Consider the following 13,752-nt stretch of genomic DNA (forward strand, 5'->3'; position numbering starts at 1 on the left):
GGAGCGCGGCCACCGTATGCCTAGAGCCTGCCCGCGGCGATGATCCGGCTGAGGAACTGCCGGGTGCGGGGTTCGACCGGGTCGCCGAGCACCTGTTCCGGCGGGCCCTGCTCCAGCACCACGCCGCCGTCGAGGAAGACCACCCGGTCGGCGACCTGTTTGGCGAAGCCCATCTCGTGCGTGGCCATCAGCAGCGTCCGGCCCTGTCCGGCCAGTTCCCGCACCAGGGCGAGCACCTCGCCGACCAGTTCCGGGTCCAGCGCGCTGGTGATCTCGTCCAGTAGCAGCAACCGGGGTTCGTAGGCCAGCGCGCGGGCGATGGCGACCCGTTGCTGCTGGCCGCCGGAGAGCCGGTCCGGGTAGCTGTTCGCCTTGTCCGCCAAGCCAACCCGCTCCAGCAGCGCGAGCGCCTGAGCCTCGGCCTGCTCCTTGGCGACCTTGTGCACGACCCGGGGTGCGAGGGTCACATTGTCCACAACGGACAGATGCGGGAACAGGTTGAATGCCTGGAACACCACGCCCATCCGCCGCCGAGCCAGGTCCGGATCGGTGCGCGGGTGCGAGATGTCGTTGCCGTCCAACAGGATCTGCCCGTCGTCCAGCTCCTCCAGCAGGTTCACACAGCGCAGCAGCGTGGACTTGCCGGAGCCGGAGGCGCCGATCAGCACCACCACCTCGTGCTCGGCGACATCGAGATCAACCCCGCCCAGCACCAGGTTCCCGTGGTACCGCTTGACCAGGTTCCGCACCCGCAACACGGGTTCGCTCATGCCAGCCCCCCACCACTCTGCCGCCGCGCGGCGCGGGCACTCGCCCAGTCGGCCAGCCGTCCCGAGGGCACCGCCAGCAGCACGAACAGCAACCCGGCCAGCACGTACGGGGTGAAGTTGTAGGCGGTGGCCGAGGAGATCTGCGCCGCGCGCACCGCGTCCACCGCACCCAGCACCGAGATCAGCCCGCAGTCCTTCTGCAGCGCGACGAAGTCGTTGAGCAGTGGTGGCAGCACCCGGCGCACGGCCTGCGGCAGCACCACGATCCGCATGGTCTGGGCGTGCGTCAGGCCGATCGAGCGGGCCGAGGCGCGTTGCGAGGGGTGCACCGAGTCGATGCCCGCCCGGAACACCTCGGCCACGTAGGCGGAGTAGACCAGCACCAGCGCGATCGAGCCCAGGATCACCGGCTCGTTCGGGATGCCGGTCAGCCGCAGGCCGGGCAGGCCGAAGCCGACCAGGAAGAGCACGATGATCAGCGGCAGGCCGCGGAAGAGGTCCACGTAGCCGGTGGCCAGCGCGCGCAGCGGGAACCAGACCGGGCCACGCAGGCTGCGCAGCGCGGCGATGCCCAGGCCCAGCGCCAGGATCAGCACCTCGCACACCACGAGCACCCGGATGTTGAGCCAGAGCCCGTCCAGCACCGCGGGCAGCGCCTTGACCGCGGCGTCGTAGTTGAAGAAGGAGTCCCGCACCCGCGGCCAGCCCGGCGCGCTGGTGATGACCAGCCAGGCCGCGACCGCGAAGACCACGGTGGACAGCAGCGCGACCGCGGTGGAGCGGTGCCTGCGGGAACGCTGGTAGGCCAGGCGTTCCCGCTGGATCGGACTGGGTTCCAGCGCGGTCACGACAGTTCCGGCGCCTTGCCCGCGGCGGCCAGCCACTCCTGCTCCAGCTTCTTCAGCGTGCCGTCCGCACGCAGCGCGTCAACGGCCTTGGTGAAGCAGCCGGTGAGCGCACTGCCCTTGTCCAGCACCGCGCCGAACTGCTCCGGCTTGCCGCCGCCCGCGGGCAGCTGACCGACGATGACCGCGTCGGAGATCTCCGCGGAGGTGATGTAGAACGCGGTGGGCAGGTCCACCACCAGCGCCTGGATCTGGTTGTTGCGCAGGGCCTGCTTGGCATCGTCGTTGGTGTTGTAGACCGCGGCCTGCTTCTTCGGCTTGATCTGGTTGTTCACCGCGTCGTAGCTGGTGGTGCCGACCTGGGCGCCCAGGGTGAACCCGGTGAGTTCGGCCACGGACTTGGCGGTGGCGGCGGGGGACTCCTTCAGCGCGACCACGGCCTGGCGCACGGTGTAGTACGGGGCGGAGAAGTCCACCGCGTTGCGCCGCTCATCGGTGATGGAGAACTGGTTCAGATCGGCGTCAAAGGTCTTCGGCCCAGGTTGGATGGCCGCGTTGAACGGCACCCGCACCCAGGACACCTCCGGCTTGGCGAACCCGAGCTTGCCCGCGACGGCATAGGCCACCGCCGACTCGAAGCCCTTGCCACTGGCCGGGTCGTTCCCGGCGAACCACGGCTCGTAGGCGGGTTCGTCGGTGCCGAAGGTGAGTTTGCCCCCGGCGACGGTCTTCAGCGAGCCCTTGGCGCAGTCCGCCGGATTGGCAGGTCCGGGCTGGTCAGCCGGGGCGCAGGCAGTGGCGGCCACGGCCAGGGCGAGGGTGGCGGCGAGCATGGAAACGCGCATGCTGCGCATCTTGCCCCAGGCCGCCCGGGAACCGGAGGTGCCATGCGTACGTTCCAATGGGCGGACACGTTCCCGGCGATTCGGACATCCCCCGTCCGGGTAAACCAGGAACACCCGACCGCTGAACTTGAGGAGTTGAGATGGCCGGACTGTTCTCCAAGCTCGCCCGCTTCGCATCAAGCCCGAAGGGCCAGCGCCTGATCCACCAGGCCCGCAAACACGCCGCCAAGCCCGGCAACCGAGCCAAACTCCAACGCCTGCTAGCCCGCCTCACCGGCCGAGGCCGAGGCGGCGGCCACGGCGGAGGCGGCGGCTACTACCGCCCCTAACCCACCCGCCCACAACAGCCAACACGCCGTACCAAACCGGCCAACACGCCCGGAGGGCTTACTCTCTCCGCGCGTGTTGGCCGTTGTCGTACCGTGTGTTGGCCGTTGTCGTACCGTGTGTTGGCCGTTGTCGTACGGAGTGTTGGCCGTTGTTGTACGGGTCGTTGGCCGTTGTGGGACGGGGCGGGGGTTGGGGTTGGGGGTAGACCCCCACGACGAGGGTTCTCGTGTGTTCTCCGTACGGCCTGGAGCTTGCTGACCGCGCCCCGAGGAGCGGCCCCTGCAACCTGCCGCCGCCCTAGCCACACAAACGCGACGGGGGCCGCTCCTCGGGGTGTGGTTGGCTTGCGGAAGGCCGTGCGGAGAACACGCGAGCCCTCGGAGCCACGCTGGGTCTTGAGTCGGCAACACAAACCCATGCCCCGCAACCTGCTTGCCCGGCTCTTGATCTGCCCTCCCCCCTCCGGTGGTCTGCCTGGCCGGCGAGGCCATCTTTTCGCTCTTGATCTTTGCGTTGTTGGCCTCTGTTGCTGAGGTACCCGAACGAAAGTCAAGATCAAGGGCGTCCTCGCCGGACGGGCAGGAATCAAAGGATGGGGGGGAAAGTCAAAGACAAGAGCAGAGAAGATGAGCAGTGCTCGTACGGTTCCCCCATCCCCGTCAGCCTTCCGATACCAAACCACATCCCGAACAAGCAGACCGTGCGGTTGGGAAGCTAGGGCGGCGGCAGGTTGCGGTCTGCTTGCCCGGGATGTGGTGTGTCCTCTCCAGGCTGACGGGGATGGGGGAACCGCTCGGGGAGTGTTGAAAAGCCACCCCGGCCGCCTGTTCGGGCTTCGCCCGCACGCAGTCGCCCAAGGCGTACAAGAACGGCCAACGTGCCGTACCAGAACGGCCAACACTGGGTACGACAACGGCCAACACGCGCGGAGGGGGTTCAAACCCGAACCCCTCCCGGCGTGTTGGCCGTTCTTGTACGCCGTGTTGGCCGTTATGGGTCAGGGGAGGGGGAGCCAGCGGGGGTGGATTACGTAGGCGATGCCGCCTGGGCCGCTGGCCACTGTGCCGTCGGCTCGGTAGCGCTTGGTGCGTTGCCAGATGTTCTCGAACTGGGCCCGCTTGTACACGTGCCGGACCGCCTGGTTGTTCGGCGAAGCCGGGTCGTTGGCGATTACGTCGCCGGTGCGGGTGAAGCCGACCACCACCATGATGTGCCCGGACGTCCCGTACCCCGCGCCGTCCAGTTCGGAGGCCAGGAATGACTGCGAGGTGATCACCGGGATTCCCTGCCGGATATAGCGTTCCAGTTCCGTCAGCGAACTCAACCGTGTGATGTGACCGGCCAGCCCGAAGCTCGCGGCATAGGCGGTGTTGAAGGGCCAGTTGCCGGTGCCTTCGTAGTCGTAGTCGTAGTTGTTCCTGGCCGCGTAGGCCACCGAGGGATCTGTGTAGCCCTTGGGAATCCAGGACATCTGCTGGGCCGACGGCTTTCGGCCCCAGTACTCCAGCACCATCTGGGTCGACGTTGGGCTGCACCAGACCTCACCGCCGCCGCCGTACTCGGGGAAGTTGCCGCGGTGCAGGTTCTGGGAGTAGCGGGGGACGGGAAGTTCCATGCCCCAGGCGCCGCCGGGGCCGCTGGTGGGGACCAGGAAGCGGTCGGGGATGGCTGAGGCCATCGCGCCTGCCATGGTCAGCTTCGGGGTCGCGGTGCTGCCGGGGACGCGGTACAGGGTGATGCGGAGCTGGTACGAGGTCCAGGGTTTGGTGGCCTTGAAGGTGTCCACGTCCACGAAACCGTTGGTGTCGCCCTGGTTGGGCACTGTGGTTCGTTTGATCAGGGAGTCCGCGGACGCCCAGCGGCCCATCACGTACCACTTGCTGTCCACTGTGGACCCGCCGCCGCGGCCGCGCAGCTCGACCTGTAGCCAGGTGTCGGCGGGGGTGGTGGCGTTCCAGGAGGTGACCAGTTCGGTGGCGGGGAAGGGCACCGTGCGCCGGGTCGAGGTCCAGCGGGCGTACTCGTAGTCGCGGGTCTTGCCGGTGTGCGGGTCCGCGTAACTGCTGGTGCCGGCGGGGCGGGACAGGGTCAGGCCGGTGGGGGTGGGGGTGGTGCCCTCGTTGGCGCCCTGGTGGAAGTCGTGGACGGATTGCCAGGTGTGGAAGTCGATCATGGTGGACTTTCCGGCGTTGGCCGTGGCGGGGGCCGCGAGCACAGCGCATAACGCGGCCAGCAGGGCGACTAACGTGCGGCGCATCAGAACTCCCAGAAGGCGGGCACCCAGACAGGGCGCGGTGCGCTTTCCCGGTGTGTGCGGTCCAGCGCGGTGACCAGGTAGGTGAACCGGCGGTCCAGCGGGGCGCTCGCGTCGAGCAGCGACAGGCCGCGGGTGGTGCCCAGCAGGGTGGCCGGGTCGACGGTGGAGCAGTCGTTGACGGACTGGTGGCCGGGCAGCCGGTACACCGCGTACGCGGCCGCGGCCGTGCTCGGCTGCCAGGTCAGCTGGTAGCCGCCACCCGGGTTCACCGTGGCGCGGAAGGCGATCGGCGCGCCCGGCGGGGTGCCGGGGATGGTGCGGCGGATCGGGATCAGGGCCGGGTAGCGCTGGTGGTCGTTCTGCAGGCGGTCGGCGATGCCCAGTGGGTTCGCGAAGACGCTGTTGATGTTGTAGTAGATGTCGCCGCCGACCGCGGGGTGGTTCTTGTTCAGCGCCAGGTGTTTCGGCATCTCCTCCGGGTCGGCCCAGGCCGCCGGGTTGGTGGTGCCGATCTTGTAGGCGCCCTGTCCGATGTAGAGGGACACCCCGGTGCCCTCGACCTCCTTGGCCCACCAGGGAATCAGCTTGTCGTAGGCCGCGGGCGGGAAGCCGATGCTCCAGTACACCTGCGGGGCCACGTAGTCGATCCAGGCGTTGCGGATCCAGGTCCGGGTGTCGGCGTAGAGATCGTCGTAGTTGTGCACCCCGGCCGTGGTCTCCGAACCGGTCGGGTCGGTGCGCTTGTCCCGCCACACCCCGAACGGGCTGACCCCGAAAGCCACGTGCGGCTTGCTCGCCCCGATCATGTCGCCGATCTCGCGGATCAGCTTGTTCACGTTGTCCCGCCGCCAGTCCGCCTTGACCGGGAACTGGGCGGCGCCGTGCTGCCGGTAGGTCGCCTCGTCCGGGAACTCCTGCCCGGCGATCGGGTACGGGTAGAAGTAGTCGTCGAAGTGCACGCCGTCCAGGTCGTAGCGGCCGAGCACGTCGGCGAGCACCTCCCGGACGTGCGTGCGCACCGCTGGCACGCCGGGGTTGTAGACCAGCTGGGTGCCGTAGCGGATCACCCAGTCCGGGTGCACCCGCGCCGGGTGACTCGGCACCAGCCGGGCCGGATCCGGCTGGATGCTGGCCCGGTACGGGTTGAACCAGCCGTGGAACTCCAGGTTCCTGGCCCGCGCCTCGGCGATCAGGAAGGCCAGCGGGTCGTAGCCGGGGTCCTGGCCCTGCACACCGGTCAGGAACTGCGACCACGGCTCGCGCGCGGACGGGTAGAACGCGTCCGAGGCCGGGCGGATCTGCATGAACACCGCGTTGAACCGCATGGCCTTGGCCCGGTCCAGCAGCCGCCGGTACTCATCCTGCTGCTGGGCGACGGACAGCCCGGCCCGGGACGGCCAGTTGATGTTGGACACGCTGGCGATCCACAGCCCGCGCAACTGCCGCTTGGGCTGGGCCGGTTCCGGGCAGGCGGCCGGGGTGGCCGCGCCGGCAGGAGCGGTCGCGCCCACCGGGCCGGAGGCCAGCAGCGGCGCCACCAGCAGCAGGCACACGAGCATGCGCAGGAGGCGAAGCATGCCAGTGATTTTCAAGATCCGGCCCGACCTTGTAAACCGCTGACCGGGTCAGTCGGTGGCAACCACCTGGTCGAGGGACTGATATCCGCTGGCACGAAGCCTCCTGGACAGGTCGCGGTGGATCCGCCGCGGCCACAGCGGGCCGCCGTAGATCAGCCCGGTGTAGCCCTGCACCAGACTCGCACCAGCGCGCAGTCGCTGCCACACGTCCTCGGCCGACTCGATGCCGCCGACCGCCACCAGCACCAGCCGGTCACCCACCCTGGCCCGCAGCCTGCGCAGCACCACCAGCGACCGGTCCTTCAGCGGCGCCCCGGAGAGCCCACCGGCGCCTGCCGCCTCGACCTCGGCGGCCGGGGTGGCCAGGCCGTCCCGGCCGATGGTGGTGTTGGTGGCGATGATCCCGTCCAGGCCCAGCTCCAGGGCCAGGTCGGCGACGGCGTCCACATCCTCGTCGGAGAGGTCCGGCGCGATCTTGACCAGCAGCGGCACCCGGCGGCTGCTGGCCTCGTCCAGTGCCGCCCGCACCCCGGTGAGCAGCGGCCGGAGCTGGTCGACGGCCTGCAGATTGCGCAGTCCGGGGGTGTTCGGCGAGCTGACGTTGACCACGAAGTAGTCGGCGACCCCGGCCAGCAGCTTCGCGCTGGTCACGTAGTCGCCGACGGCCTCGGCCTCCGGGGTGGTCTTGGTCTTGCCGATGTTCACCCCGACCACGGCGGGCTGCCCGCGCCGGGCCCGCAGCCGCTGGGCCGCGGCGGCCGAACCGCCGTTGTTGAAGCCCATCCGGTTCACGATGGCCCGGTCCGCGATCAGCCGGAACAACCGCGGCTTCGGGTTGCCCGGCTGGGCCTGCGCGGTGAGCGTGCCGATCTCGACGAACCCGAAGCCCAGCGCGGCCAGCGCGTCCGGCGCGGTGGCGTCCTTGTCGAACCCGGCGGCCAGCCCGAGCGGCCCCGGCAGGTCCAGTCCGAGCACCCTGGTGCGCAGCGCCGGATCACGCGGGGCGAACAGCCTGCGCATCAGCGGCAGCACCCCGGGGATCGCGGCCAGCAGCCGCAACGCGCGGAAGCTGAGGTGGTGCGCCTGCTCGGCGTCGAGTCGCCGCAGTACCAGGGTGAAGAGCAGTCGGTAGAGCACGAGTGCCCAGCTTAGGACCTAGAACATGGTGTTGCCGTTCGCGGGCGACTCGGGCACGTCCTGGGCCACGTCCCAGTGCTCGGCGATCAGCCCGTCGCGCAGCCGCACGATGTCCATGATCGCCGACCCCCGGCTCTCCGGCGTCAGCCTCATATGGCAATGCGTGATCACGTGGTCCCCGTCGGCGAAGACCCGTTTGATCTCCAGTCGCAGCTCCGGGAACTGCCCGAGGAAGCCGCCGAGGAAGCTCGCCGAGGCCGCGGCGCCGTCCGGGGCGTGCGGGTTGTGCTGGACGTAGTCCGGGTGCACGTACCTGGCGAAGGCCGCCGCCGGGTCCTTGTCGTTGAACACCAGGTCGAGGAACTCCCGGACGGTCTGCTTGTGCGTTTCGGTCATGTCTCCTACTTCGATCACCACGGGATGGGGCCGTCCTCGCCCCAGAACTGTCCGGTCGGGCCGTCCGCGCCGAGCAGCGCCAGCCGCAGCGGCACCTCGGCGCCCTCGGCCGGGGTCCGCTCGCCCCTCGGGAAGGGCGAGTCGGTGTTGAGATCGGTGGCCACCAGGCCTGGGCTGGCCGCATCGACCAGCACGCCGTCCGGGCGCAGAGCGTTGGCGTAGAGCAGGGTGATCGCGTTCAGCGCGGCCTTGGCCGAGCTGTAGGCGAGCAGGTGGCGCTGGGCGATCGGGTGGTCCGGGTCGCTGAGCAGGCTGAGCGAGCCCAGCGGGCTGGACACGTTGACCACCCGCCCGAGCGGAGCCTTGCGCAGTAGTGGCAGGCAGGCCCTGGTCACCGCGACCACGCCGAACACGTTGACCTCGAAGGTCCGCCGGAGTGCCTCGGCGGTGGCCAGGTCCGGCCCGGCGTCCCAGTCCAGGGCCACGCCCGCGTTGTTGACCAGCACATCCAGCCTGCCGGTCTCGGCCTCGATCCGGTCCACCGCGGCCCGCACCCCGGCCTCGTCGGTCACCTCCAGCCGGAGCACCCGGACGTCGCCGGACAGCTCCCGGGCCGCCTGTTCGCCGCGTTCAAGATCGCGGGCGCCCAGGTACACGGTGAGTCCCGCGGCGGCCAGACCTCGCGCGATCTCCTTGCCGATGCCCTTGTTGGCGCCGGTCACCAGCGCCACCTCGTTGTTCACGCCCCCACTTCAGCAGCGCCCTGCCCGGTTCCGGAAAGACCGGTTTGGTCTGTGCTTATACCCTGGCGGCATGAGTGAGCTGGAGGTGCGGGAACTGCGCTACTTCCGGGCGGTCGCGCAGGAGCTGAACTTCTCCAGGGCGGCGGCCGGGCTTGGCATCGCGCAACCCGCGCTGTCCAGGGCGATCCGCCAGCTGGAGCGCCGCCTCGGCGTGCCGCTGTTCCTCCGGGACACCCGGCGGGTGGAGCTGACCGCGGCCGGGCAGGCCCTGGTCACCGAGTCCGGGCGGGTCTTCGACGCGCTCTCGGCCGCGGTGCACCGCACCCGGCGCTCCGGCGCGGCCACACCGACCGTGGTGGTCACCGCGAAGGCGGGCGTGGCCACCGACCTGCTCCGCCGGATCGTGGCCGCCTACGCGGAACTGCCGGGCGAGCAGCGGGTGGAGGTGGTGGTCAGCGGCTACGGTCAGCAGGCGCCGATGCTCCGGGACGGCCGCGCCGACCTGGCCCTGATCGGCTCTCCGGCCGAGCACACCGGGTTCGACGTGGAACCGCTGCTCAGCGAACCGAGGGTGGCCGCGTTGCCGCTGGGGCACGCGCTGGCCGAGCGCGCCGTGCTCGACTGCGCCGATCTGATCGGTCAGCCGATGCCGAGGTGGCTGGGCGCGACCGAGGCCGAGCGGGCGTACTGGGCCGGGCGTGCGCACGACCTGCCGGACGGACCCGAGGTGTCGGACAGCTCGCAGTTGCTGGAGACCGTCGCACTCGGGCAGGCGGTCGGCCTGATCCCGTCCTCGCTGGCCAGCCTCAACCCGCGCTCGGACGTCGTCTACCGGCCGGTTCGCGATGCCAGCCCGTACCGGACGGTGATCGCCTGGCCGGCCGGCTCGCGCTCGCCCTGGATCGCCCGCTTCGTGCGGGTGGCACTGGATCTCGTCGGCGAACCCCTGCTCGCCGGATAGCCCCATAGACGACGCGCCCGGTTCGATCACCCCGAACCAGTCCGGCAAGCCCCCTCGCCGGTTCCCCCTGGCAATCGCCCTCCCCCGAGTCACCGGGCGCGCCGTCTGCCGGAAATACTCCTCGACACCGCGGCCCCGGCACAGCGGGGAACTACTCAACCTCGGCTGGCGGAGTGCCCGGACAGCAGCGCCCGCGCGTCCTCCGGGGTGCCCGCGACGCCGAAGTAGGGCCCCTGACCCGCGTCGCAGCCCATTTCGGTGAGCCGCTGGGCCTGGTCCGCGTCGGCCACGTGCTCCACGATCACCGGCAGCTCCAGCACGTGTGCCAGCGCGATCAGGTCCGAGACCATCCGCTCCCGCGCGGGGTCGGCGCCGGTGCCGCCGAGGCCGGCCAGCGGCACCCGGTACACCTTCACCGCGTGCAGCGGCAGGTTCCGCAGGTGCGCCGGATCGGCCGGGTCCTTGCCGAAGCGGTCGAGCAGGATCTCCACGCCCATCTCGGCCAGGATGGTCAGCGTCTCGATGGCCTCGGTCGCCTCCACCGGGACGGCGCTTTCCGGGACCTCCAGCCACAGCCGCTCCGGCGCCAGCCCGGTCTCCCGCAGGATGGTCTGCACATCACGCACCAGATCGGCGTCGCGGAGCTGGCGCGGGCACAGGTTCACGCTCACCGCGGGCGCCCGCGCACCCAGTTCGGCCGACCAGGTCGCGGCCTGGGCGCAGGCCAGCCGCAGCACCCACTTGCCCAGCCGCACGATCAGGCCGATGTCCTCGGCCAGCTCGCAGAAATCGTCCTGGACCAGCACGCCCAGCTCGGGGTGGTCCCAGCGCAGCAGCGCCTCCACCCCGCGCACCAGGCCGTCCCGCAGCCGCACCACCGGCTGGTACTCCAGGTAGAACTCCTCGTTGTCCATGGCCAGCGCGATGGTGGTGGCCATCTCGTAGCGGATCCGCTCACGCTTGGCCCGGTCGGTGTCGAAGAGGGTCCACTGGCCGCGGCCGTCGGTCTTGGCCCAGTGCAGGGTGATGTCGGCATCGCGTAACAGGTCCGGGGTGCGCACGCCCTGGGCGGCGCGTTCCACCACGCCTGCGCTGGCCGAGACGGTCAGCCGGTGCCCGACCACCTGGATCGGCTCGCCGATGGCGGCCAGCACCCGTTCGGTGGCGGCCACCGCGGCCTGCACGCTGCCGCAGCGGGGCAGCAGCACCGCGAACCGGTCCCCGCCGAGGTAGGCGGCCAGCGCACCCGGCTCCGCGGCCACGCTCTCCCGGATCCGGGCGCCCACCTCCTTGAGCACCTCATCGCCCACCACCGGCCCGAGTCCGCCGTTGACCACCCGGAACCCGTCCAGGTCGAACAGGCACAGCACCACCCGCGCGTGCGGCCCGGCCTGGCCGAGCAGGCCGTCCACCGCCGCGGTGAACCTGGCCCGGTTGGGCAGGCCGGTGAGCTGGTCGTGCAGGGTCTGGCGGCGCAGCTGTTCGTAGAGCAGGTGGCGCTGGGAGATGTCCTCGACCATGGCCATCCGGTAGGCGGGCGCGCCCCGGCTGTCGTGGATCAGGGCCACCGAGACGTAGGCCCAGACCAGGTCGCCGTCGGGCAGCAGGAAGCGTTTCTCGGTGCGGTACAGCTCGACCTCGCCGGTGTCCAGCTCGGCCTCGCACCGGGTCAGCGCGGCCGCGTCGTCCGGGTGCACCAGCTCGACGAGGGTGCAGCCGGACAGTGCCGAGACCGAGCTGCACAGGATCTCCTGCAGCGCGCCGTTGGCCTCCACGATCCGCCCGTCCAGACCGGTGATCGCGATGCCGATGGGGGACACCGAGAACATCGCCCGGAACCGGGCGTCGCTGGCCCGCAGCGCGCTCTCCGCGTCGTCACGGGCCCGCAGCACGGCCCGCTTGATCGTCTCCTGCTCGTCGAAAGTGCGCTCCCGCAAGGCATCGGCGTACCCGGCGGCCAGCGCGGCCATCAGCGCCACCACCCGGCTTGGCAGCTCGCCATTGGCTGGTAAGTCCACTGTGGACAGTAAGTGGTCGCCGACAAGGCGCAGGGTCCGGTCCAGCACGGTGGGTCCGGTGTAGTGCGCGGCGACCAGGTCCTCGGCGACCTGCGCGGCAGGCACCGCGCTGAACGGGTCGGTGGTGAGGGCGGCGACCAGCCTGCCGGTCAGGCCGAGCAGGAAGCGCTCGGTCTCCGGCCGGGACAGCGAGACGAAGCTGGTGCCGTAGACCTGTGCGGTCCAGGCACTGGCGAACGCCGCGTGGTCAGCCATCCAGGGTCACCGCCGTCGCCCGACCGCGGCGTAGATCACCGACCGTTCGGGGTCGTCCCCGACCTCCTCCGGGCTGTCCGGCCGCCAGGCGGGGGTGAACACGATGCCGGGGGCGACCAGCTCGAAGCCGTCGAAGAGGATCTCCAGCTCGGCCCGGTTGCGCGCGGTCATCGGGTTCTGGCTGTTCTCATACAGCTGCCGGACCTGCTCGGTGATGGCCGGCTGGTGCTCAAGGGTGGCGTGCGAGAGCGCCAGGAAGCTGCCCGGCGCCATCGCGTCCCGGTACTGGGCCAGGAACGCCTTCGGCTCGTCGGCGTGCGGGATGAAGTGCAGCAGCGCCACCATCAGCACCGCCACCGGCTCGTCGAAGTCGATCAGCCGCCGGACCTCCGGCGAGTCGAGGATGGACTCCGGATCACGCACATCGGCCTGCACCACCGCGGTCTGCGGGTCCTGGGCCAGCATCATCCGGCTGTGCGCGACCGCGACCGGCTCGTTGTCCACGTAGACCACCCGCGCCGCCGGGTCGACCTGCCTGGCCACCTCGTGCACGTTGCCCACGCTGGGAATGCCGGAGCCGATGTCCAGGAACTGCCGGATCCCGTTCTGCACGCAGAAGCGCACCGCCCGGCGCAGGAACACCCGGTTCTGCTGGGCGATCATCGGCAGGCTCGGCAGCAGCGAGATGGCCTTGCGGGCGAACTGCCGGTCGGACTCGAAGTTGTACCCGCCCCCCAGGTAGTAGTCGTAGATGCGCGCCGCACTCGGGCGCTCCACGTCCACACCCTGGGGCACCCAGCTCGACCTGGGGGTCTCGGTCATAGCAGCCTGCCAGCCATCCCGTACCAGCCCGCGTCCTCCGGTCGTTCGGGCTTCTCGGCCAGCGACTCGGGGCGCCACAGCGGCGTGAACACGACCCCGGGCTCGACCAGGTCGAATCCGTCCATCAACTCGATGCACTCCTGCTTCGTGCGGGTGATGACCTTGTTGGGACTGCGGTTGTAGAGGTCCTGGATCGCCTTGGCCGATGGCGCCTGCTGTTCGAGGGTGCCGTGCGAGAGGACGAGGAAGCTGCCTGGTGCGAGCTGTTCGCGGTAGCGGGCGAGCACAGTCTTCACCAGGTCGGTGTCCAGCACGAAGTGCAACACGGCCACGATCAGCAACCCGACCGGCTGATCGAAGTCGAGTAATCGGCGGGTCTCCGGGGCGTTGAGGATGGTGTCCGGATCCCGCAGGTCGGCGTGCACGATCGCGGCCCGGTCGCTGTCCTTGAGCATCATCCGGCTGTGCGCGACCGCGACCGGCTCGTTGTCCACGTAGACCACCCGCGCCTCCGGGGCGACCTCGTGCACGTTGCCGCTGGTGGGCAGGCCGGAGCCGATGTCGAGGAACTGGGTGATCCCGTTGGCCACGCAGTGCCGCACCGCGCGGCGCAGGAAGGACCGGTTCTCCCGGCACACCATCGGCAGCCCGGGGTGGATGCTGATGGCCTTGCGCGCGAACTCCCGGTCCGCGGCGAAGTTGTAGCTGCCGCCGAGCAGGTAGTCATAGACCCTGGCCGCGCTCGGCGCGTCCACGTTCACCTCGGTCGGCACCCACAGCCGACGGTCTGCCACGG

The 13,752-nt window shown here is 70.3% G+C and carries 13 protein-coding genes; 2 read left to right on the forward strand and 11 right to left on the reverse strand.

Going from position 1 to position 13,752, the window contains the following annotated elements:
* Positions 1–20: 20 nt before the first annotated feature.
* The 3 genes from HNR67_RS11615 to HNR67_RS11625 are packed head-to-tail and all read right to left on the reverse strand — an operon-like array spanning position 21 to position 2,460.
* Positions 21–770 carry an amino acid ABC transporter ATP-binding protein gene (locus HNR67_RS11615; protein WP_221489855.1) on the reverse strand — a complete coding sequence of 250 codons (750 nt, stop codon included), beginning with the start codon at positions 768–770 and terminating at the stop codon, positions 21–23.
* Complete coding sequence (locus HNR67_RS11620) at positions 767–1,618, reverse strand: amino acid ABC transporter permease (RefSeq protein WP_312987024.1); 852 nt, start codon at positions 1,616–1,618, stop codon at positions 767–769. Before HNR67_RS11620 ends, HNR67_RS11615 begins: the two co-directional genes overlap by 4 nt.
* Complete coding sequence (locus tag HNR67_RS11625) at positions 1,615–2,460, reverse strand: ABC transporter substrate-binding protein (RefSeq protein ID WP_185002045.1); 846 nt, start codon at positions 2,458–2,460, stop codon at positions 1,615–1,617. Before HNR67_RS11625 ends, HNR67_RS11620 begins: the two co-directional genes overlap by 4 nt.
* A 140-nt stretch (positions 2,461–2,600) precedes the next feature.
* On the opposite strand from HNR67_RS11625, the gene HNR67_RS11630 reads away from it, so the two are divergent.
* Positions 2,601–2,789 carry a hypothetical protein gene (locus HNR67_RS11630; RefSeq protein WP_185002046.1) on the forward strand — a complete coding sequence of 63 codons (189 nt, stop codon included), beginning with the start codon at positions 2,601–2,603 and terminating at the stop codon, positions 2,787–2,789.
* A gap of 998 nt (positions 2,790–3,787) precedes the next feature.
* On the opposite strand, the gene HNR67_RS11635 is transcribed toward HNR67_RS11630, so the two are convergent.
* From HNR67_RS11635 to HNR67_RS11655, 5 genes are read right to left on the reverse strand one after another with little or no spacing between them, the layout of a single operon-like run.
* On the reverse strand, positions 3,788–5,047 hold the full coding sequence (locus HNR67_RS11635; protein ID WP_185002047.1) for a C39 family peptidase: 1,260 nt from the start codon (positions 5,045–5,047) through the stop codon (positions 3,788–3,790).
* Positions 5,047–6,624: a glycoside hydrolase family 10 protein gene (locus HNR67_RS11640; RefSeq protein WP_185002048.1), complete on the reverse strand. Its 1,578-nt coding sequence runs from the start codon at positions 6,622–6,624 to the stop codon at positions 5,047–5,049. Before HNR67_RS11640 ends, HNR67_RS11635 begins: the two co-directional genes overlap by 1 nt.
* Before the next feature lie 48 nt (positions 6,625–6,672).
* Positions 6,673–7,761: a quinone-dependent dihydroorotate dehydrogenase gene (locus HNR67_RS11645; RefSeq protein WP_185002049.1), complete on the reverse strand. Its 1,089-nt coding sequence runs from the start codon at positions 7,759–7,761 to the stop codon at positions 6,673–6,675.
* An 18-nt stretch (positions 7,762–7,779) separates the two neighbouring features.
* Complete coding sequence (locus HNR67_RS11650; protein WP_185002050.1) at positions 7,780–8,157, reverse strand: nuclear transport factor 2 family protein; 378 nt, start codon at positions 8,155–8,157, stop codon at positions 7,780–7,782.
* 14 nt (positions 8,158–8,171) lie between these two features.
* Entirely contained in the window at positions 8,172–8,900 is a 729-nt protein-coding gene (locus tag HNR67_RS11655; RefSeq protein ID WP_185002051.1) for an SDR family oxidoreductase, read from the reverse strand.
* A 70-nt stretch (positions 8,901–8,970) separates the two neighbouring features.
* On the opposite strand from HNR67_RS11655, the gene HNR67_RS11660 reads away from it, so the two are divergent.
* The gene (locus tag HNR67_RS11660) at positions 8,971–9,861 is read left to right on the forward strand and encodes a LysR family transcriptional regulator (protein ID WP_185002052.1); all 891 of its coding nucleotides are present in this window, start codon (positions 8,971–8,973) and stop codon (positions 9,859–9,861) included.
* 155 nt (positions 9,862–10,016) lie between these two features.
* Here HNR67_RS11660 and HNR67_RS11665 read toward each other — a convergent pair whose 3' ends face one another.
* Genes HNR67_RS11665 through HNR67_RS11675 form a run of 3 tightly spaced genes read right to left on the reverse strand, consistent with a single transcriptional unit; the run spans position 10,017 to position 13,750 of the window.
* Entirely contained in the window at positions 10,017–12,134 is a 2,118-nt protein-coding gene (locus HNR67_RS11665) for a putative bifunctional diguanylate cyclase/phosphodiesterase (protein ID WP_185002053.1), read from the reverse strand.
* Positions 12,135–12,140: 6 nt separating this feature from the next.
* Positions 12,141–12,956: an SAM-dependent methyltransferase gene (locus HNR67_RS11670; protein ID WP_185002054.1), complete on the reverse strand. Its 816-nt coding sequence runs from the start codon at positions 12,954–12,956 to the stop codon at positions 12,141–12,143.
* Positions 12,953–13,750 (reverse strand): SAM-dependent methyltransferase, encoded by a 798-nt coding sequence (locus HNR67_RS11675; protein ID WP_185002055.1) that lies wholly within the window; start codon positions 13,748–13,750, stop codon positions 12,953–12,955. The genes HNR67_RS11670 and HNR67_RS11675 overlap by 4 nt, the downstream gene beginning before the upstream one ends.
* Positions 13,751–13,752: the final 2 nt, after the last annotated feature.

It is taken from the genome of Crossiella cryophila (genome assembly GCF_014204915.1).
In the GTDB taxonomy this organism is placed as follows: domain Bacteria; phylum Actinomycetota; class Actinomycetes; order Mycobacteriales; family Pseudonocardiaceae; genus Crossiella; species Crossiella cryophila.